The organism is Pedobacter hartonius, assembly GCF_900107535.1.
Lineage (GTDB): Bacteria > Bacteroidota > Bacteroidia > Sphingobacteriales > Sphingobacteriaceae > Pedobacter > Pedobacter hartonius.
In genome coordinates this window covers 159,236-180,114 of sequence record NZ_FNRA01000005.1, presented here as the reverse complement: position 1 = coordinate 180,114, position 20,879 = coordinate 159,236, and the positions used below count along the sequence as shown (strand labels likewise).

General features: G+C 48.1%; 15 protein-coding genes. 1 reads left to right on the top strand and 14 read right to left on the bottom strand.

The window, feature by feature from the left end; genetic code table 11:
- The first annotated feature begins 8 nt into the window (after nucleotides 1–8).
- Nucleotides 9–1,010 carry an alpha/beta hydrolase gene (locus BLW16_RS11135; protein WP_090556659.1) on the top strand — a complete coding sequence of 334 codons (1,002 nt, stop codon included), beginning with the start codon at nucleotides 9–11 and terminating at the stop codon, nucleotides 1,008–1,010.
- Nucleotides 1,011–1,083: 73 nt separating this feature from the next.
- On the opposite strand, the gene BLW16_RS11130 is transcribed toward BLW16_RS11135, so the two are convergent.
- The 14 genes from BLW16_RS11130 to BLW16_RS11065 all read right to left on the bottom strand — a co-directional run bounded on the left by BLW16_RS11130 (nucleotide 1,084) and on the right by BLW16_RS11065 (nucleotide 20,683).
- Nucleotides 1,084–2,250 carry an ABC transporter permease gene (locus tag BLW16_RS11130; RefSeq protein ID WP_090556658.1) on the bottom strand — a complete coding sequence of 389 codons (1,167 nt, stop codon included), beginning with the start codon at nucleotides 2,248–2,250 and terminating at the stop codon, nucleotides 1,084–1,086.
- A gap of 248 nt (nucleotides 2,251–2,498) precedes the next feature.
- Nucleotides 2,499–2,687 (bottom strand): hypothetical protein, encoded by a 189-nt coding sequence (locus tag BLW16_RS11125; RefSeq protein ID WP_090556657.1) that lies wholly within the window; start codon nucleotides 2,685–2,687, stop codon nucleotides 2,499–2,501.
- A 143-nt stretch (nucleotides 2,688–2,830) separates the two neighbouring features.
- On the bottom strand, nucleotides 2,831–3,973 hold the full coding sequence (locus tag BLW16_RS11120; RefSeq protein ID WP_090556656.1) for a glycerate kinase: 1,143 nt from the start codon (nucleotides 3,971–3,973) through the stop codon (nucleotides 2,831–2,833).
- 3 nt (nucleotides 3,974–3,976) lie between these two features.
- Nucleotides 3,977–4,864 (bottom strand): NAD(P)-dependent oxidoreductase, encoded by an 888-nt coding sequence (locus BLW16_RS11115; RefSeq protein ID WP_090556655.1) that lies wholly within the window; start codon nucleotides 4,862–4,864, stop codon nucleotides 3,977–3,979.
- Nucleotides 4,861–6,990: an alpha-amylase family protein gene (locus BLW16_RS11110; protein WP_175470553.1), complete on the bottom strand. Its 2,130-nt coding sequence runs from the start codon at nucleotides 6,988–6,990 to the stop codon at nucleotides 4,861–4,863. The genes BLW16_RS11115 and BLW16_RS11110 overlap by 4 nt, the downstream gene beginning before the upstream one ends.
- Before the next feature lie 25 nt (nucleotides 6,991–7,015).
- Complete coding sequence (locus BLW16_RS11105; RefSeq protein WP_217631556.1) at nucleotides 7,016–8,050, bottom strand: TolB-like translocation protein; 1,035 nt, start codon at nucleotides 8,048–8,050, stop codon at nucleotides 7,016–7,018.
- 33 nt (nucleotides 8,051–8,083) lie between these two features.
- The gene (locus BLW16_RS11100; RefSeq protein WP_090556653.1) at nucleotides 8,084–9,043 is read right to left on the bottom strand and encodes a D-2-hydroxyacid dehydrogenase; all 960 of its coding nucleotides are present in this window, start codon (nucleotides 9,041–9,043) and stop codon (nucleotides 8,084–8,086) included.
- 25 nt (nucleotides 9,044–9,068) lie between these two features.
- Nucleotides 9,069–9,980 carry a sugar phosphate isomerase/epimerase family protein gene (locus BLW16_RS11095; RefSeq protein WP_090556652.1) on the bottom strand — a complete coding sequence of 304 codons (912 nt, stop codon included), beginning with the start codon at nucleotides 9,978–9,980 and terminating at the stop codon, nucleotides 9,069–9,071.
- Nucleotides 9,981–9,988: 8 nt separating this feature from the next.
- Complete coding sequence (locus BLW16_RS11090) at nucleotides 9,989–11,773, bottom strand: L-lactate permease (protein WP_090556651.1); 1,785 nt, start codon at nucleotides 11,771–11,773, stop codon at nucleotides 9,989–9,991.
- Nucleotides 11,774–11,801: 28 nt separating this feature from the next.
- Nucleotides 11,802–13,970, bottom strand: coding sequence for an alpha-amylase family protein (locus BLW16_RS11085; RefSeq protein ID WP_090556650.1), 2,169 nt, complete (start codon nucleotides 13,968–13,970; stop codon nucleotides 11,802–11,804).
- 37 nt (nucleotides 13,971–14,007) lie between these two features.
- Nucleotides 14,008–15,465, bottom strand: coding sequence for a RagB/SusD family nutrient uptake outer membrane protein (locus BLW16_RS11080; protein WP_090556649.1), 1,458 nt, complete (start codon nucleotides 15,463–15,465; stop codon nucleotides 14,008–14,010).
- Between the two features lie 38 nt (nucleotides 15,466–15,503).
- Nucleotides 15,504–18,911: a TonB-dependent receptor gene (locus tag BLW16_RS11075; RefSeq protein WP_090556648.1), complete on the bottom strand. Its 3,408-nt coding sequence runs from the start codon at nucleotides 18,909–18,911 to the stop codon at nucleotides 15,504–15,506.
- 90 nt (nucleotides 18,912–19,001) lie between these two features.
- A complete protein-coding gene (locus BLW16_RS11070; protein ID WP_090556647.1) occupies nucleotides 19,002–20,144 on the bottom strand; it encodes a FecR family protein in 1,143 nt (380 codons plus the stop codon).
- On the bottom strand, nucleotides 20,144–20,683 hold the full coding sequence (locus BLW16_RS11065; protein ID WP_090556646.1) for a sigma-70 family RNA polymerase sigma factor: 540 nt from the start codon (nucleotides 20,681–20,683) through the stop codon (nucleotides 20,144–20,146). Before BLW16_RS11065 ends, BLW16_RS11070 begins: the two co-directional genes overlap by 1 nt.
- Between the last annotated feature and the right edge of the window lie 196 nt (nucleotides 20,684–20,879).

Sequence of the window (20,879 nt, the reverse complement as noted above, 5' to 3'; positions counted from 1 at the left end):
AAAATATTTTGAAAATAATCTATAAGATCCTGGCAGCGGTCATTATAATACCGCCATTTATTTACTTCCTTGGTCCGAGTCCTAAAACACCTGTTTACGGCATAACACTTCCAAAAGTTCCGGAATTGAAGCACCTGGATAATTATGTGAAGATAAAGGAGAGTAAACTGCCCCTCAAGCCTGAGAACAATGCCAGGATCATCTGGGCAGACCAGGATAAAAAGCAAACGGAATATGCAGTGGTATATCTTCATGGTTTTAGCGCAAGCCATGAAGAAGGCAACCCTGCCCATGTAGATTTTGCAAAGAAATATCACTGCAATTTGTATTTATCACGACTGGCAGAACATGGCATGAGATCCAGAGAACCCATGCTCAACTTTACCGCAGAAAAACTCTGGAATTCTGCACTTGAAGCCTATGCCATCGGCCGCAAACTCGGAAAAAAGGTGATCATCATGAGTACCTCTACCGGAGGCACCCTATCGCTAAAGCTGGCTTCAGAATTTCCTGATATCAACAGCCTGATCCTCTATTCGCCAAATATAGAGATCAATAATAAAAACTCATGGCTTCTCAATAACCCATGGGGCCTGCAGCTGGCCCGCAAGTTACAGGGAAGCAACTATGTTACCTCTGAAGTAAAGATTCCGCAATATGTCAGATTCTGGTATCCCCGTTACCGGCTTGAAGCAGCAGTTCAGCTGGAGGAGTTAACGGAAACCACCATGGTTAAGGAGACCTTTGAAAAAATAAAACAACCCGTTCTCCTGCTCTATTATTACAAGGATGAACAGCATCAGGACAATGTAGTTAAAGTTGATGCGATGCTGAAGATGTTCGCTGAGCTGGGAACACCAGCAGGTTTAAAACGTAAAGCGGCCATTCCGAACGCAGGCAACCATGTTATAGGTTCAGCCATGCGCTCAGGTGATGTTCCCCTGGTAGAAAAAGAAACAGACAAATTCGCAAACGAGATCCTGAAGATCAGTCTAGTAACTCATAATTAGCCCAATTTTAACAGCTTTCGGTTAAACCGCAGGCCCAGGATCCTGCCGAAAGCTTCTTGTAAAAAGCAGGGCATTATTCGTACTTCAATGCATCAACAGGATTTGCCCGGGCTACCTTAAATGATTGCAGGCTGACGGTCAGTAGAGCGATCAGCAGCGATATCACCGCAGCGAGTATAAACGGCCACACGCCCATATCAATCCTGTAATCATACTTTTGCAGCCATTTACCCGCTAAAATATAGGCGACAGGAGATGCGATCAGGTTGGCGATCAGTACGAGTTTGATAAAATCCTTGTTCAGTAAGATCAGGATGCTCTTCAAGTCTGCCCCCAGAACTTTCCTGATGCTGATCTCCTTCTGCCGTTGCTCGGCCATGTAAAGTGCCAGTCCCAGCAAACCCAGACAGGATATAAAAATACAAAAGCCACCAAACAGATTCGACAGGGTGCTCAGTATCCGTTCGCTTTGCAGTTTTGCCTGCATCGCCTGATCGATATATTCAAACTCTGCGGGATAGGCCGGGTTTAAACGCTGGGTAACCTCTTTTACCAACTGAACGGACTTATTCAAAGGAAGCTCAGGATTCAGCCGTATCATCAGCTGGGCAACCAAATGCAGATTGTGGTAAAATACCGTAGGCAGGGATTTCGCTCCCGGGGAACCATTGGAATAATCCTGCATCACACCAACAATGGTAAGAGGAGGGTTGCCGGCCCAGCTGATCACTGTCCCCACCGGGTCTTTCAGTCCCATTCTCTTTACCGCAGCTTCATTCAATATCACGCTCGTAGAGGTATCTGCTATAAACCGGGCAGAGAAATCCCTCCCCGCTACAATTTTAGCCCCTACAGTTTTCGCGTAATCGTATCCGGTACTCCGGTATTCAAACAGCGCATTATCATTTACGTCCTTACCCGGCCAGCCGAAATCACTGGAATTGTTAGACATGTTGGTGAAACTTCCGGCGAATTCACTGGATGACACTACAGCGCCCGATTTCTTCAGTTCCTGTTTTAACAGCTCTACTTTGCCCTGGTCTTTAAAATTGCCCTCCAGTTCCAGCCCTACAAGGTTATTCTGGTCAAAACCCAGTGGTTTATTTTTAATGAACTGCATCTGCGTATAGATGATCAGGGCACAGATAATCATACATATAGAAAGGCTGAATTGTATAATTACCAATGCTTTGCGGATGGACAAAGCTCCTCCGGCAGCCCCTTTGAAGCCTTTTAACACTTTTATCGGAGTAAAGGACGATAAATAAATGGCCGCATAGCTGCCTGCCAGTATGCCCGTGATCAGGATCAGTGCAATCAGTACGCCCCAAAAAGTATAAGAACTATAATCAATCTTATAGCGGTATCCAGCAAAGTATTGAAATGCGGAAGGGTGATTTCAAGGAGGGCAAAGGAGATCAGCATAGAGATGGTAGATAACAGCAGTGACCGTTAACCATGCCCGGTTATCCCACTTTAAACTTTGCCCTACAGGGTTTTTATCGCCGAAGAATTTCTTTGCTGTCCTCGCCGTGAGTATGAATATTCGTAATTCACATACAACAATAACAGCAAACAGGAGGTCAGTCCAATGGCCAGGCCACCGATGTTGATGAATGAAAATCCTTTGTTCCTTTTCAGATTCCTGAGTGCTATTTTGAAGTTGATAAAAAACATACGTTACGATTTACCGGTACATTTACGAATTGCATGCCAGCTTACAATAGCACATTTAAACCATCAATATAGCTTTTTTTTCGTATCACTGTTCATTACCGGTCAATCCCTGTACGCAAATGCACAGTCCGCCAGATCGCTGATCAGGAGTTTTGCTGCATTAAGACCAGCAGATTGCCTGCATCTTCCGCCGTTCTGATCAGGTTGCTTTTTGTATTGGCCAGTGCAGCAGCAAGGTCGGAAGGCTGCTGACCAATAGCCATCAGCACATCGAAGTACTGCTGCAGTCCCGGGATTCGCCCCAAAGGAACTTTACCAGCGAAGGCGATTACCGGCAGGCCTTTCAGTTTCGCCTGGTAAGCCACACCAAAAGGCCCTTTCCCCTGCAGGGTCTGTTCATCAATACTTCCCTCGCCCGTGATCACCAGGTCTGCCTTTTCCACCGCAGCATCAAAGTTGGTAAGCCGCAGAAAATGATCAATTCCGTTTACCAGGCTGGCATTGAGAAAAGCATATAATCCAGCGGCAGCTCCTCCCGCAGTACCGCCATATTTTACCGCAGCCATGTCCCTTCCTGTTTGCCGCAGGGCGACAGCAGCAAGCCGGGCCAGTGCGGCATCCAGCTTTTTCACGGCATCGGCCGATGCGCCTTTCTGAGGCCCAAATATTGCGGCGGAGCCTTGTTCGCCCAGCAGCAGATTGTCCACGTCACACAATACCGTGACCTTGCATTTCAAGATCCTTTCATCCAGCCCCGAAAGATCAACGGTTTCCAGATCAGTAAGATCCTGTGGCAGCACGGCCAGTTCATCACCGGCAGCGTTTAAGAACCGTGCGCCCAGTGCTTTCAATATTCCCGTACCGCCATCTACGGTAGCCGATCCGCCCATGCCAATAACAATGCTGCTCACCCCTTTATCCAGTGCTGAGCCCATCAATTCTCCCGTTCCGGATGAGCTGGCACGTAAAGGATCAAGTTCTTCATGTTTGAGTGACCGTAAGCCCGAAGCATCGGCCATTTCTATCACCGCGGTCTCCCCGGCATTAATCAAACCAAACGACGCATTGATACTTCTGCCGAGTGCATCATGTACCACTGCATCCAGCACTATTCCCCTACACTTCTTAATGATCAGCGGTCCTGTACCATCACCGCCATCCCCTACAGGGAAACATTCGCTGGTATGTACAGCCTTACTTTGTCTTAAACCCGTCTGAATGGCTAAAGCAGCCTCTTCCGCATCAAGGCTATGTTTAAAAGCATTTGTAGCAATTAGAATATGCATATCTTATTGATCCATGTTTGAAAGTTTCTCCAGTGCAAGGTACAAGGCCTGATTACCCGACGCGCCTTTGCCCATTCCCTGGACGGTAATATACAATTGTTTAACGAGTGCCAGACCGGGCAGTGATAATTTCATGGCTTCCGCCTCTTCCAGTCCGATGCTCAGGTCTTTCACAAAATTATCTACAGAAAACCCTGCGGAGTAATCCCCCTTTACTATTTTTGGTGCAAGTACATCCAGGCTCCAGCATCCGGCGGCGCCTTTACTGATCGATTCCAGCATCGTGTCCAGGTTCAGGCCCGCTTTCAGTCCATAGATCAGCCCTTCGCAAACGCCGGTCAGCGTACCGGCAATAGTGATCTGGTTGCACATCTTTGCATGCTGACCTGCCCCTGCCGCACCCTGGTATACAATGTTTTTTCCGAATGCTTCAAACATCGGGTATACGGTATCAACCACCTCCCTGCTGCCGCCAATCATGATGGAAAGATTGCCGTTTATGGCTCCCAGCTGCCCGCCGGAAACAGGTGCATCAATAAACTCTGCCCCTTTGGCAACCGCTGCTCCGGCAATCTTTACCGCCAGGCTGGGTTTCGTAGTGGTCATATCCACCAGTATGCTCCCCGCCTTTAGCCCCGTAAATATCCCCTCAGCACCAAAATAGCACGCTTCAACATCTTTGGGGGCACCAATGATCGTTACGATCACATCTGTATTTGCCGCCAGGGCAGCTGGCGTATCAAACCATGTACAGCCCAGTTCAATGAGTTCCGCAGCTTTTTCTTTAGTCCTGTTGTGGACATGAACCGTGTAACCTGCATTGAGCAGGTGTTTTACCATGGGATTGCCCATCAGTCCTGTACCGATCCATCCTATAATTTTATCCTTCATATCTCTTTATATAAACAAAGTAACATTTCAAAATCGCTGATCTGTGGTACGGTACATTCTACCCATCCGCCGGATTGTTTAAAATCAAGCACTGTACCGGCTTTCATCAGCCTCATTTCCTTTACAGGTTTCACCGGCTTAAAGCGGATGAGCGTCTGCTGAACAGGAATGGGCTCCCTGAGTGAACCGCCTACCTGTCCTGACTGGTTGATCATCCCAAACCATTCAAAAGCACCGTTCCGGTTTACCAGATGGCTGATCTCAATCAGCGGGGAAGCATCGGTAAATACCGTTTGATCTACCTTTAACAAGTTGTATATCGCAGAGACAAACAATTTCCTGTGCATATAATGTCCTTTAGAATAATACTGTGCCCCGAGTTGCCAGGGAATGAACACCGAACTGCCTTTACCAAAATCATTCCTGATCAGGCCCGGAAAATCAGTAATATCCTCTTCGGTATAATAAGATTTTTCGGGAGGGCCAAACCTTGTTGCCGGAAGGAATTTCATGACAGGACGGGCATTTGCCAGAGGCTTGCAATACAAAAAGTTGGAATACATCATCATGATGCTGAAATCCTTAAATTCCTTTTCCCCAAGGGCAGCCTTATCCTGTGCAGATATTTTAAGATAGGTTGATTTGGCCCGGCGGAAGGTATTATAGGAAGGCTGGACACCCAGTGACTGCAGCCTGATTGCCGTAGAATCACCCTTTGCATTTTTAGTGGAAGTAAAGCCGGTGGCCAGTATCTTTCCTCCGTTCTTCACATACTGGTCAATGGCCGAAACCAGGGAATCATCCATATTTGCCACATCCCCAAGGATCAGCGCCTCATATTCCTGCAGCTGCCGCGGCATCCTGCCGGTACCAATAACCGAAGGTTCAATAATATCATAAGGGATATGTTCTTCAGAAAGCAGCTTGATCATCCCCTCATATTCATCCCGCGACCCTCTCACCAGAGCGATATTATTCATCGTCTTCAGGTTAGTGAACAACTTCTCATTTTTCTGATGAAAACCATAAAGCTGGTTCAGTGTCGGAATAAACACACGGTCTTCGTAATTGACCAGCGTCCCTACCACCACAAACCCGAGAGGGGCACCGTTGAGCATATTTTCAAGCATCCATACTTTCGCCAGATTGGGCGAAGTACCCACATGCCTGTAACCAATAGCCTGGAAATAGATCAGGAGGTTACCGGGCGACCTGTCTTTGTACGACCCCAGGACGCGCTTTACATTATCCGTGGCGGAATAATTCCATTCATATTCGGTATTGATCTCGGCACCTGATTCACTCGCAATCATATCTACCCCTGCATCGGCATAGGTATTGATCATGAGCTTAGGATTCAGGGTTTTAATATGCTTGCCGATCCTGTTAAAGAGTTCGTCGGCCGTAGTTTTCTTGAATTCATTGTACTCTCTGAATACCGGATCGCTCATATCAGCTTTCAGCGGAAGCTGATGCCCGGTTGCCTCATGAAATCTCCTTTTGCAGTTCCCGCACTGGCAGATGCCATAATAACGGCCACTGTAATCACTGGTGGTATAACCAATCATGTTAAAGAAAATACCGTCAAAAGGATAAGCTGTAATGGCTTCTTTCAGGATCTCCATTCCATACTCCTGCTGGTACCCGCCATTCGGACAGGTGTGCACCTGCCCGTTATAATTTACATTTTTTCCTTCCGGAGATACATACAGCCATTCGGGCTTCTTAGCGGCGAGCGACTGGTTGATCTTGCTGAAATCAAAACGTCCGATGACCTTGATGCCTTTGGCATGCAGCCCTTTAATGAGGTCACCCAGCAGGTCCCCCTTCATATAAGGGTTCTTAAACTGGTAAGGCAGTTTTGTCGGATAATTGGCTACAATTCCCCCGGCATTGATCAGCACGATCGTAGCCGATGCATCCACCATAGACTGCACATAGGCATTCACATCCATCGTGGCATCAATTTCACGCAGGTTGGTCTGTACCAGCCGGTACGGGGCCCTGTTCCACCAGCTATCGTCATACCGGCCGGGATCAATTGCAGCAAGCGACTGCCCCGCAGCACCGCCGGGCACCATAAAAATGGCAAAACAAGCCGTTAAAAACGTAAATATTTTTCTCATGATCATTAGATTTAAATAGAATAAATTATTGAGGCCGTTTCGTAAACCAGTACAGCAGCAGCCCATGTCCTACCCCCGGCGGGTCATCAGATCTGGCCACCTGGAAGGCCATGAACTTGCCATTGGTAGCAACTACGGGGTTCGCCGCCTTGCCGCCATCGTAATCATTAAAATGGGTAAGCCGCACAAAATCCTTTCCCGTCCCGTCCAGCTTCAGCTTCCAGATATCCAGATTGGAGGAGCCCCTTTTTCCGCCGAGCCAGTCGCACTGCCGGTCTGATTCCACCGCAGTATATCCATCGGGGAAAATCCCTTCCGGTTCGTTGAAAGAACCTTTGGCATTGGAAAAGTTAGTGACTGCAGCTGTCTGCAGGTCAATTCCTTTTACCTCGAAAGCACCATCCGGTACATAACAGAAAAACGTGAGCCGAGTATCCCCATCATAAAAATCCTGCGCCTCCAGTGAACAGTCCTTCCCGGCGTTTTTCATCACAACTTTCTGATTGATCAGTTTAGGCCGCTCCCCTTTCAGGTCAAGACCGGCAACTACCAGCTGAGTACCCTCTGCTGTCCATTCCGTATAGGCAATTTTAAAGCTTCGCTTAGAGACCGCAATCCCCTCATTTACCTTCAGCCCGATCTTCTGCGGTTTGGCACCGGGAGCTTTACTCAGATACCACAGGTCTGCATTCTTGCGGCTGGTTACAGGGTCTTCAAAACGGTCAGTCCCGGCCAGCAGGTAATCGCCATTGGGCAGGTGCATGACCCGCAAAAAAGCAGCACCCGGAATACTACAGGTCAGACAGCTGATCTGCCGGCTCTTCAGGTCGATGACCATGGCATCGCCAAAAACCTTCGCCATAAAAGCCACCCTGTCATTTCCCGGAGATATATCCGCGCGCTCACCAAACCGGGTCAGTACCTGTATATTTTCCGGCAGATTCGCCAGCGGGTCGCCCTGCATGCGCTGTTTCAGTAAGTGGCCTTTCAGCTGCTGACGCGCAAATCCAAAACCTGCACCAATCAGCAATACAATCATCAACCCTGCTTTAAGTTTCATTTTCAAAACGATTAATTTATGCCGCTGGCCTGCCTATGGATTGACCACATTTGCAGGCTTGCCATCCAGATAAGCCTGCAGGTTCCGGATGCTGATCTCCATGAGCCTGCCCCTCGCTTCTTTGGTTGCCCAGGCAATATGAGGGGTAATGATACAATTCTTTGCACTTAAGAGCGGATTATCCTTTGAAGGAGGCTCAACCGATAATACGTCGATCCCCGCCCCTGCAATCACACCATTGTTCAGTGCTTCCGCCAGGTCTTCTTCCACGATGATCGGCCCCCTGGAAGTGTTTAACAAAAAGGCAGTAGTTTTCATTCGCTGCAGGTTTTCTTTATTGATCAGCCCCTTTGTTTCCGGGAACAGGGGGCAATGGATACTCACAACATCAGCCTGTTCAAGGAGTTCCGGTATGGATGCCCATTTAAAATTTCTGCGCTGCGATTGGTCGCTTTGGCTCCTGCTGGCCCCGATCACCTGCATACCAAATGCAGCGGCCACATCTCCTACCTGCTGGCCGATATGCCCGAACCCAATGATGCCCATGGTTTTGCCCGAAAGCTCAGTCAGCGGATAATCCCAGAAACAAAAGTCGGCAGAAGAGGCCCAGCGGCCAGATGTTACGGCGTCGCTGTGGCGCTGCACACGCAGGCAGAGTTCCAGCAGCAGTGCAAAAGTATGCTGCACCACAGATGCGGTTCCGTAACCCGGTACATTGCATACCACTATCCCCTTTTGTGTGGCCGCTTCAGTATCTACAATGTTATAACCCGTAGCCAGCACACCTATGTATTTCAGCCCGGGAAGGCTGTTGATCGCTTCTGCATTTACGGGGGTTTTGTTGGTAAACACAATCTCTGCTCCCCGGCAGCGTTCCACAACCTGATCTGCCGGTGTACGGTCATGGATCTCTGCTTCGCCCAACTGTTGTAGTCCTTCCCAGCTCAGATCGCCGGGATTCAGGGTGTAACCATCTAATATGACAATCTTCATTGATTTTTTATTTAAGGGTGATGCATTAAACTTTTGCCCAGGCCAAATTTAAAGTTCGTTTAGCATTTGCAATCACAATATCCGGGTCCTCATCACCAAAAGGTTTGATCTCGAAGCTGACGATCGGCGGTTCCTGATCATTTAAGAATCCTATGGCCAGCAATACCCTCAGGTATTCAACCACCTGCTCCACGTCATTCTCCCCGTTTGGAAAACCAAAGCGCGGATGCACATCACCATAAGCAGGCATATCGGCACTTTTAACTACGCAATTGCCAATATGGGCATGTATGATATAATCTTTAACCGGAAGGATAGACTCCTCTATCGTCTCATGGATCAGGGGGATATGGCTCAGGTCAACCATTAGACCGAAGTTCTCGTACTCTGCCCTCAGTTCCTTTGCATAACGAAGGGCCATATCAGCAGGGCCGATCAGGCTTCTTTTGTCTACATTATAATCAAACACCTCCAGTGCAATCTTGATCTTTCCTTTGCTGTTGGCATAGGCACAGATCTCCCGCGTAGATTTTACGAGTGCCTGATAGGCTTCCTCTTTCCGGTCTTCTTCATATATGCCACTAAGGAAAGCAAATCCGGAGGCACCCATTTCAAAAGCTTCGTCAATACCCTCTTTCACATTAGCCAGAGCCTCCTGCCGGCGTTCCTCGTTCAGGTCATTAATGTTCTGACCCCTGGTCAGCAAGCGGGGCTGGGCACCATAGGCAATGGTCATGTGTGAGGTTTCCAGCATCTGTTTTACTTTTCTGCGCTCCTCCGGATCTTTTACCGTGGTGATCTCAATGGCGTTGAAATAGTCGTCCAGTGCGAGTTTCCTGATCGTCTCCAGTACCGGACCTTCTCCTTTAATGGTACTGGGATAAGCCATGAAATGGACAAGGCCTACTTTCATGTATTTATGTAATGATTCGTTCATGGTATGATTTATTTGATTTCGTTTAAAACAGGTTCATCCTGTACAATTCTTCTTTTCCTGTTGCTGATCAGGATAAATGCCGACAGCAATACCAGGATGGCCGCCAGCACAAAGAGATAGACATATCCATTTGACAGATCCGGGATAACAGTACCCGTGCTGGTGGTTTGCATCTGATAAACAGGGATCAGCCATTTGAACAGGTAGGCCTGTGCCAAAACGATAAAACAGATACAGACCAGCATAATAAAACTGTGTTTTACTGTAAACCTGAACAGTTCAGACTCCTTGCCCACCAGGTTCCCTGCCGCAGCGGCAACAGCAATCGACTGCGGCGAGATCATCTTTCCTACCACACCCCCGGAAACATTTGCACCAACAGTAATTACCGGATCTATCCCGATGGATGTTGCTGTAACGCCCTGAAGTTTGCCAAATAAGGCATTGGCCGAAGTATCAGAGCCGGTGATGAACACGCCCAACCAGCCCAGTACGGGTGCAAAAAACGGGAACAGGAAGCCGGTATTGGCCAGTGCATCGGCCATCGTGATCGTAATGCCTGAGTCGTTCACCAGATAGGCGAAGCCCAAAATAGAAGCGATTGTAACGATGGGAAAGGCCAGCTGTTTCAGTGTAGCGATAAAGATCTTCATCCCCCTGCTGAAGCCCATCCCGATCAGGGGCATGGAAATCAATGCAGAGCTGAGAATGGCCGAGCCGGATGCCGACAGGTAGTTGAACTTAAAGATGTGCGGGATGAGCTTTCCGCTGGCATCAGTGATTGCATTGTGGATGCCGGGAAATTCAAACTGCAGCTGCCCTGCCGAGTTCAGCACGTTTTTTATCGGCTGTAAGCCCCAGGCAATGATCATGATGGTCAGCAGGATAAAGGGCGACCAGGCCCTGATGATCTGTGCGTTGGAATACTGGCCTTTCAGCACCAGCGTAGGAGGTGCTTCATTGTCAAACCGCCAGATCTCCTTCGGTTTCCAGAACTTCAGGAAAATGATCAGGCAGATGATAGAGCCTATGCCGGCGATCACATCAGGAAGGTTGGGGCCGATAAAATTGGAGGAAAAGTATTGTAAAAATGCAAAGGATAGCCCCGATACCAGGATTGCCGGCAGCACCCTGTTGGCATTTTTAAACCCGCTCATGAGCACCACGAGATAAAAGGGCAGGCAGGCCGATAGGATGGGCAGCGTGCGCCCTACCATCTGAGAGATCGCCATTTCGGGTATCCCCGAAACCTGTGAGGCCACGGTAATCGGAATACCTATAGCGCCGAAAGCTACCGGGGCGGTATTGGCAATCAGGCAAATACCTGCAGCATACAGGGGGTTGAACCCCAGGCCTGCCAGCATTGCCGCCGTAATGGCTACGGGGGCGCCAAAACCTGCAGTACCTTCTAAAAAGGAACCAAAAGAAAAAGCGATCAGCAGCGCCTGCAGCCTTCTGTCAGACGTGATAGAGGCCATAAAATGTTTGATAACCTCAAACTGCCCGCTCTCTACAGTGATGTTGAAAAGAAACAGGGCCGTGATCACGATCCAGCAAATGGGAAAAAGCCCGTATAATGCGCCGTTGGCTGTGGAAAGCAATGCCAGGCTGACCGGCATACCATACACGCCGATGGCAATAATAATCGCGATGGCAGTTGCGATCAGGCTGGCCTTGTAGCCCTTCATTTTTTTGATGATCAGAGCCCAGAAGATAAACACAATGGGCAATACGGCAACCAATGCCGACAAAGCGATGTTGTTCAGGGGATTGATAATTTGTGTCCAGTTCATATATTTACGGATTTTGCGGGTGGGTGAATCAGGCCAGGTCTAACGCAACGATTTCATGATCAAGTATTTGAATTCCCTTCAGCGTAACCAGCCCGTCTTTGTTCTCAAAGGCCGGTTTGGTGCCGCTCATCAGCAGGCTGACGCCGGTTACCTTTTTATTTGCAGGAACCCTGATGCTGACCGCCGCCTCTACAGGCAGCAGGTCCCTGAAAGGGCCTTTCATCATCATAGGATTGGTTAAGTTCACCAGGTGCACGGTCATGGAATTTTTCTGGCGCCATACAGCAACATCCACAATGCCTGCGGTTTCCACATCTGCTACAGGTACTTCATTGAGTGCCCAGCGGATGGTATTGCGGAGCAGCGTGCTATGGTCGGTGCTCATCATCTGCCAGAAAGACCTGTCCATGTCGCCCGGCAGATAAGCTACCCGCCCTTTGCCTGTTTCCTTCAGGTACACTTCCCGGGTATCCGTTTCCTGGATCCTTGGATATACATCTTCCATCGGCAGGTCGGGATAGGTAGGGATCAGGGTAACCGGACTCGGAAAAATTCCCAGCGGTTTTACTTTCACCTGGTAAACAGTATTGATGATCTTATAAGAGTCCTCCAGACCTTTTACCACCGGGTGGTAACCGCCTTTTCCGGCATCGCCTTTTATCCTCAGGTAGCTGTTCATCATCGGGCCTTCCACCCCGTTATCGTAGGTAACGCCGAGCAGTTCTGATAAACCGAAATTGCTGCGGGGCTTGCCTTCCTCATTATATAAAGAAGTTTCAAAAGTGGCCACAATGCTGCCTCCGCCATCTACAAAAGCCTTCAGCTGTGCGCACTGGGCATCAGACAAAGCCGCAATATTGGGAAGTACCAGCAGCTTAAACGGTTTTAAATGCTCCGCGTCGAGCAGATTATCGTTCACCATTTCAAAAGGCATATGGTCTTCCACCAGGGCGTGGTACATTCCCAGCCCGTGCTCCCTGCTTTTCTGCTGCCAGGGCTTGCCTCCGTATTTACGGTTGGTCTGCTCAGAATACACCATCCCTACGCGGGCCATCGGTGCCGTATTGTTCAGATAACGTTCATTTTTATAGTAACCCTGGTACATTTTTTCCACTGCGCCCATCCAGCGCTTGTCTTCGATATAGGCGCCGAACTTCACGAAACAGGGCAGCATGCCATTGGCTACACCTTCAGCAACCCAGATACGGATCTCCGCATCGTTCTGCACCGAATCTTTCCAGCGGTACTCTTCCTCTATGCCCACGCTGAATATGCCTACCACGGGTTTCATTCCCAGTCCTGCCCTGAGTTCCTTTGCACCCATGGCATTGCCCCAGGGCGGCATCACACCCTGCCTGGCCTGCTGATCGGCGAAAAAGAAATCTGAATATTTTCCGGTCTCCTGCTTATCAGGAAAACCATTGGGAATAAACCTTGCCGAGGCGCGCTGTTTGCGGATCTCTTTGTCCCACAGGAACCACAGTTCTTTCAGGCGGCCGGTGCTCCAGGCATTCCATTTGATATAGGTAGGATCGAGCCGGTCACCCCCTTTCGGCAGTTCAAGCCCCGAAGCTTTTCTAAACATCTCTTTACAGTGTTCACAATAACATACCCCATGCCCGGCCCAGCGGTTCGAGAAGATCGCATCAGGCTGATACCTTTCCATGATCTCCTTGTTCACTTTTGTCATGAAATCAAAGTTGTAGGGGCCGTAAGCACAGGTCACCCACAATTCAGGGTTTGCCCAGTGCCGGCGTTTCTGCCCGTCAGCAGTTACAGAAATATAATCGGGATGTGCGTCATACATATCCTGCCTTGTGGCATGGGGGTCAGTTCTCAGGATAACCGACATATTCATCTTGCGGCAGCCTTTCATCATGTCTCCCAGCGGATCGGTATTTCCCAGCCATTTACTCCTGTGGTGAAAGGGCACATCCGTAGGATAAAAAGCTACAACTCCACCTGCACTGAGCAGTGCTCCGTCAGCATGTATGCGTTTAAAATAGCTCAGCCAGAAATCAGGGTCATAACGTCCCGGATCGTTTTCAACAAAGGCCAGTTGTGCCCATCGCTTTGATTTATCAAACCAGGGTTCTTCCAGAGGCGGGGTAAAAATATTAGCAAAAGCAGGTGATCCGCCCAATGCCAGGGCACTTCCAAGAATGGTAGTGCTTTGAATAAAGTTTTTTCTGTTCATCGTTTATAATTTATGCGCGTGAAATAGGAAGATCTGTTTAGTTGTATCCGGGGTTCTGAGGAAATATCGAAGGGTTATTAATGACTTTGATCTCGCTTAGAGGTACCGGGAAAACGGTCATATAAGGCTGCATACCCACGGCCGACAGTTCTGTTAATGCTTTGCCCGTTCTGACGAGGTCAAACCAGCGATGCCCTTCAAAGGCAAGCTCAAAGCGGCGTTCCAGGGCGATATTATCGCGGGCAACAGTTTGGGTCAGGTTAGCATAAACCGGGAGTCCGGCCCTTACCCGTACCTGATTTAATGGCCCCAGTGCCAGCTCGGTTTTACCATTTTCATTCAGTGCTTCGGCATACATCAGCAGCACGTCTGCATAACGCACTACTTTCCAGTTTGCTTTGCTATCGTTCAGGATAGCCACTGCGGTGATATATTTCTGGGTGAACGACTGGCTCGTGGTCGGGATAAAGTTTACCACAGCGCCGGTAGTTGGGTTTTTCCAGCTGCCGCAGCATTGAAAGGTTACCTCTTTCCGTTTGTCACCAGCCTGCCAGAGGGCAATGAACTTCTGGGTAGGTGATAAAGACTCACCAAAGCCGCCCCTGATACTGTAATAGTCAAGCAAAGCCGGTACGTTAGGCAGAAAAGCATTGGTAAAATTACTGCCGAGGTCGCCCCCGCCGGATTCATATTCAATATCAAAGATGTATTCCCTGTGGTGTTCATCTTTTGAGTAGTCGAACAGGTCATTGTAGTTAGCCAGCAGGGTGTAACTATATGGTGCGGCAGTCAGTTCCCGCAGGCTGGTCTCCGCGTTTGCAAAATCTTTAACTGTCAGGTAAGCTTTACCAAGTATTGCTTTGGCTGCTCCCCGGGTAGCCCTTCCCACATCAACGCCGCTCCAGGTCAGTGGCAGTTTTGTCACCGCTTCCTGCAGGTCTTTGATGATCAGGTCGTTGTATACTGTAGCCACGGGGCTTCTCGGTGTAGTGGCGATCTGTTCCACACTTGGTAAGCCGGTGATCAGCTGCACATCTCCGAAAATCCTGACCATATCAAAATAAGCCAGTGCACGCAGGAACTTTGCTTCGCCCATATAGATGTCCTTATTGGGAACCAGGCCGCCATCAGCTGTTTCGAGTTTTGTGATTACCATATTGGCGCGGTTGATAGCGATGTAGTAATTTGCCCAGGTATTTCTGAGCAGGATATCGCTGCTGTTGATAGAAAATACGTCTACCCCGGTTGAGCTCGGCTGATTGGAGATCTGGATAAACGCGTCGTCCCCGCGCAGGTCGCCAAACTGCCACATATTGGCGTACTGAACTTTAAAAGCCTGGTAGGTACCTACCACGGCATCTTTAAAATCCTTGTCCGTTTTATACACAGCGTCTGTGGTAGCCGCAGATACGGGGTCTTTTTCAATAAATGACTTTTTGCACGATGACATTGCTATGAGCAGGGTCATGACGATTATACTTAGTATATGTTTCATCTCGTTTCGCTTAATGATGATTGATTAGATTTTTCCGGTCAGAACGTTACGTTCAAACCCAGCACATAACTCTTTGGCAAGGGATAATTGTTGTTGTCAATTCCCGGGTTCAGTGAGTTTCCTGTATTGCTGACGTCCGGGTTGAACGACCTGTTATGCGTGATCACCAAGGGGTTAGTGGCACTGCCATAGATCCTCAGCGAGGAAAGCCTCATTGCTTTGGAGACCTTTTCCGGGAAGATGTACCCCAGGGTAACATTGTTCAGGCGGACATAAGTTCCTTTATCCATATAGCGGGTACTTGCCAGGCGTAGTCCTCCTGTAGGCTGATCCACTGGTCTTGGTGTCTGGCCATCCCCTGGATCGGCTTCAGACTTCCAAAAGTTTGCTTCGGTAGACAAGGTTCTGCTCCTTGAGCGGTTGAGCCTGTAGATCACCATCGAATTGCTGTAGATTTCACTGCCGAATGATCCTGCAAAATTGAAGCTCAGGCTAAAGTTCTGGTAGGAGAACCTGTTGGTCATGCCCATATAAAAATCCGGATACGGAGAGCCCATGATGGTCATATCATTGTTGTCAATCTTTCCGTCGGGCACCCCATTGGGGCCGCTGACATCCCTAAACTTTATATCCCCCACTCTTGTCGCATCAGATAATCCCTTGTTATATACCGGGCCTGCGGCAAGTTCCGCCGAATTCTTAAAGATCCCGTCTACAATAAATCCATAGAACATCCCTATCGGCTGGCCGATCCTGGTAATATTGTTCAGAGAGATAATATCATCCCCTGTTGGCCCCAGCCGCACCACTTTATTTTTATAGGCAGAGAAGTTCAGGTCGGTAGACCACTGCAGTTTTCCGTTGAGGTTTACTGTGCTCAGCACTACCTCCCAGCCGGTATTTTTCACTTCACCAATGTTCTTCAGTGCCGTGGCAAATCCTGTGGAGGTAGGCACATTCACATTGAGCAGCAGGTCTTTGTTTTTCGAGATGAAATGATCTACCGTGATATTCACCCTGTTTTTAAACAAGGCAAGGTCGATACCGGTATTGATCTGTTCCTGTGTTTCCCAGGTAAGGTCAGGATTGGCAATAGCGCTTGGGGCAGTTCCTCCCGTCGCTACGCCGCCAAGCGCGTATTTGAGATAGTTAAGCGTAGCCATCGACGCATAATTGCCGATGTTGTTATTCCCTGTTTTACCATAACTTGCCCGCAGTTTCAACTGGGAGATCAGGGGAATGTCCTTCATGAACTTTTCATCCGAGACCCTCCATGCAACTGCTGCAGAAGGAAAGACTCCGTATTTGTTATTTGCGCCAAACCTTGAAGACCCGTCCCTGCGGATAGATGCCGTTACCAGGTATTTTCCATCATAGTTATAGTTCAGCCTTGCCAGTTCGGAAAGGATGGACCACTCCGATCTGGAAGAAGTACCGGTAGAAATGATCCCGCTGACGGCGCTCAGCGATGGCACCAGGTTATTGGGAAAGTTATTGCTGGTGAGTGAGTTCAGTTCAATTACATCTTCCTGAACGGTATAACCGGCCAGTACGGCGAAATTATGTTTGCCGAAGGTTTTGTTGTAATTGGCGGTATACTCTGCCAGCCAGTTGTGTTCTGAAGAGGCGTAGTCCGTACCTGTAGCCGGTGTATTGAAAAACACAGGCAGGTTTGGTGTAAACGAAGCTCCTTTCAGATTAATCGTTGTAGCACCCAGCAATACATTAAACTTGAGGCCGTCGAGAATCTTATACTCGGCGATCACGTTCCCCAGGAAACGGTCTGTAGTCAGATCATCCTTTTTTTCCCTGGCCAGTGCCAGAGGGTTGTACAGATCTGTTGATGCGTCAATGGAGCGGTAAATAAAATAGCTTCCATCCGGATTCGTTAACGGATAATAAGGCTGTGCTGAAGTTGCGGAACCGATGATGCTGGTTGACACACCCGCCCCCGCCCCGCTCGCAATGACATTATTGTTTTTTGTGTAAGACGGATTTAAATTCACTTTTACCGATAACCTGTCGGTCAGCTGGGCATCAATGTTTGCCCGCAGGGAATACCGTTTGAAATTGCTGTTGATGATGATCCCGTCCTGATCGAAATATTCCCCGCTCAGGGCGTATTTAATCTTTTCACTCCCACCTGCAACTGCAATGTTATAACTTTGCTGCGGTGCCGTCCGCAACACCGCATCCAACGCGTCCGTGTTATAGGTGTTTTTACCAGACATCACGTCCAAAACCGTCTGAGGAACCCTTACGCCCCATGTTGCAGGGTCGCCGGTAATGTTGTTCCCAAGATCCAGATTCCTGTTCCTGATGGAATTGTAGTAATAGTTAGCCTGTTGTGAGGCAGTCAGGAACTCAGGCCGCCTGGTGATGCTCTGGGTACCATAGTAGGTATCAAATGATATCCTGGCTTTGCCCGATAAGCCTCTTTTTGTGTTGATGATCACCACTCCGTTTGATCCGCGGGAGCCATAAATGGCCGTAGCCGAAGCATCCTTCAGGACGTCCAGGCTTTCAATATCATTGGGGTTCAGTGTCTGGATGTTATCCGTAGGAAAACCATCCACTACATATAGAGGATCACCACCTGCAGAAATACTTCCGATACCCCTGACCCTGATCTGGGGAGAAGACCCGGGCTGCCCGTCAGCAAGTTTCACCTGTACGCCGGCCACCCTGCCCGAGAGCGCCTGTTCTACCCGCGTTACGGCCAGATCCTTGATCTCCTTGCTGTCTATAGATCCGACAGAACCCGTCAGGTCTTTTCGTTTTGCGGTTCCGTAACCCACTACCACTACCTCATCCAGGGCCTTGTTATCTTCGGCAAGCCTGATGGTTAACGGGGTTTGGCTGCTGACTGTCACTTCATGGCTTATATAACCTATGGAAGAGAAAACCAATGTGCCGCCGGAAGGAACACTGATTGAAAATTTTCCGGCGGTACTGGTGAGAACGGCAATCGTAGTTCCTTTAAGTTTTACGCTTACCCCTGGTATAGGAACTCCTTTGTCATCAGTAACCATACCAGTGATGTTCAGATCGGCCTTCCCCAGGCCGTTGCTGATGTTAGATTTGCTCCTGGCCGGCGTTTGGGGCGCAGCCTCAGCAGACTTTGTTTTTTTCTGTATCAGGATATACTGGTCATGGATGGCCCATGTCAGATTTCTTTGATTCAGAATGGTGTTGAGTACACTGGACAGCGGCGCATCTTTAAACGAGACGTCAATCTTATCCTGGTCGTCCAGGATCTCGTTACTGTAAAAAACAGTAAGGCCGACCTGTGTTTTGATGGTTTTGAAGATTTCTTCCAGGCTGATGTTCTTCCGCTGGATCGTGATCTTCTGATCGTTTGTGCTAAATGCTGAACTGGAGAAAGGTAATAGCGTTAGCACAAAAACCCAAAAAAACCTGGGTTTTTCAAGTAGTTCTATTTTCATACGTTACGGTTATATTTGGTGAATATGTTATATGACCGGAAACTGTATGAAAAGGGTGAAGTAAAAACGCTTTTTTTTAAATATTTTTATTCAGGGCCCGCTAAAGGTCATCTGCCCCTGTTCTACGACAGCATTGATGTCTGCCGTTGCTTTCAGATTATGCAAAAATACCTGCAGGGACTGCCCCTTATCAATGATGCCGGTAAACTTAAGGGCAGCCACGCTGCTGCTGGCAAAATGCACCTTCACATCAAACCACCGCTCAACAATCGGGGCAATATCCTGTAGTGGAGTAGCATGGAAGTTGTACACTCCTTTCATCCAGGAGACCACTTCTTCGGTTTGAAATGTATTTCTGCTGAAACCACGGCCGGACGAATACACCGCCTGCATACCCGGCTTAAGTTTAAATTCCTTTTTATTTTTGGCACTGGTACTTACAGATCCCTCGATCAGGGAGGTAGTCACAGCAGAAGGACCATAGGCGCTCACGTTGAAGGTAGTTCCCAGCACCTTAATATCAGTGAGCGGAGTATGTACAATAAATGGCCGCTTCGGATTTTTAGCCACTTCAAAATAGGCCTCTCCTTCCAGGTATACTTCCCGGTTTGGGCCGCCAAAATTTAAGGGGAACCGGAGTTTAGAGGATGAATTCAGCATAATGGCAGTACCATCGGCAAGAATCACACGGTATGTTACAGTTTTAGGGATCACCAGCAGGTTCAGTGCTGTACTTTTGGAAGCAGTGGATTTAAAGCTCAGCAGTTTGGTGCTGGCATTTAGTTTTACATTCCCTGCATAGATCACTTTGGCTGAGGAATCAATATTTACTTTCTCTCCTGATGCCAGCTGTAGCTGTATGCGGTTGGGATTGGCAGCCAGCAGCTGAGGCTCCTTTGCGGATTTCAGATGGAAGATATACAGGCCGGCACTTAAAGCAAGCAGGGCCACAGCCGCGTAGGATAACACTCTTTTCATCAGCGGGTACGTTCTATGTTCAGGGGGGCTGTCCAACTGAGTTTTCACCCTTTTCCAGGCAGATTCTTCATCAATATCCCTGACAAGGGCATCTATTTTCTGTGCCTGCAGCCCGGCAATGATCTGCTCATAGAGCTGCCTGTATTCCTCATTTGTTGCTAATGCCTGATCCAGGTAGGCATTGTCTTCTTCACTAATGGTACCAGTGAATCGCTCATACACTAACTGACTGATCTCTTCCTGGTTTAACTTCATCACTTGAACTGTATAAATTTTATCCTTAAATACCTGACCGCTAATTTTAAATGCGTTTTCACCGAATTGATGCTGATGCCCAGCTCAGTAGCCGCTTCCTGGTATTTTTTATTTTCCAAATATATCAAATTGAACGTTTGTAAACGCTGAAAGGGCAAACTGCTCATAATGCGGTCTATCTCTATCCTCAGCTCATCCTGTTCAATTTTATCCGGAAACATGGATTCGGGTAGCGTTAACTTATATTTATTACTATTTTTTTGTTCTGTATTTCTTTTTTCAATCACGTTCAGACACCTGTTTTTCACCGAACGGTGTAAATATGACCGCAGCGAGGTATGAATGTTCTCAAACATTTTTTTCTCCCAAAGATCGATAAACAATCCCTGTACCAGGTCCTCGGCCTCCATACTGTCACCCAACAGTACAAATGCCTGAACAACAAGTGGCTTATAGTGTTTCCTGAACAACAATTCAAAAGTGGAAATTTCCTGCCCGTCCATTAGCTTTTGAAAAATCAAATCATGTTCATCCATCATAAAGAATAAATTATCCGATCATACGATTATCAAACAAACCTGGAAAAATTGATAATATAAGGGAGAATGAGAGCTTGGTCTGATAAATAAAGAAACGGGATATATTTGGTTAGTCTAAAGTTAAGATATAATTTTCAGGCCGTGCAAATAAATTTTCATAAAAAACAATATTTTGATGGTTATAGGTGTTGCTACC

Coding starts and splice junctions, on each gene's coding strand:
- BLW16_RS11105 (WP_217631556.1), bottom strand. CDS start 8,050: ATGAAACTTAAAGCAGGGTTGATGATTGTATTGCTGATTGGTGCAGGT.
- BLW16_RS11075 (WP_090556648.1), bottom strand. CDS start 18,911: ATGAAAATAGAACTACTTGAAAAACCCAGGTTTTTTTGGGTTTTTGTG.
- BLW16_RS11080 (WP_090556649.1), bottom strand. CDS start 15,465: ATGAAACATATACTAAGTATAATCGTCATGACCCTGCTCATAGCAATG.
- BLW16_RS11100 (WP_090556653.1), bottom strand. CDS start 9,043: ATGAAGATTGTCATATTAGATGGTTACACCCTGAATCCCGGCGATCTG.
- BLW16_RS11110 (WP_175470553.1), bottom strand. CDS start 6,990: ATGAGAAAAATATTTACGTTTTTAACGGCTTGTTTTGCCATTTTTATG.
- BLW16_RS11070 (WP_090556647.1), bottom strand. CDS start 20,144: ATGAAGTTAAACCAGGAAGAGATCAGTCAGTTAGTGTATGAGCGATTC.
- BLW16_RS11095 (WP_090556652.1), bottom strand. CDS start 9,980: ATGAACGAATCATTACATAAATACATGAAAGTAGGCCTTGTCCATTTC.
- BLW16_RS11065 (WP_090556646.1), bottom strand. CDS start 20,683: ATGATGGATGAACATGATTTGATTTTTCAAAAGCTAATGGACGGGCAG.
- BLW16_RS11115 (WP_090556655.1), bottom strand. CDS start 4,864: ATGAAGGATAAAATTATAGGATGGATCGGTACAGGACTGATGGGCAAT.
- BLW16_RS11120 (WP_090556656.1), bottom strand. CDS start 3,973: ATGCATATTCTAATTGCTACAAATGCTTTTAAACATAGCCTTGATGCG.
- BLW16_RS11085 (WP_090556650.1), bottom strand. CDS start 13,970: ATGAACAGAAAAAACTTTATTCAAAGCACTACCATTCTTGGAAGTGCC.
- BLW16_RS11090 (WP_090556651.1), bottom strand. CDS start 11,773: ATGAACTGGACACAAATTATCAATCCCCTGAACAACATCGCTTTGTCG.
- BLW16_RS11125 (WP_090556657.1), bottom strand. CDS start 2,687: ATGTTTTTTATCAACTTCAAAATAGCACTCAGGAATCTGAAAAGGAAC.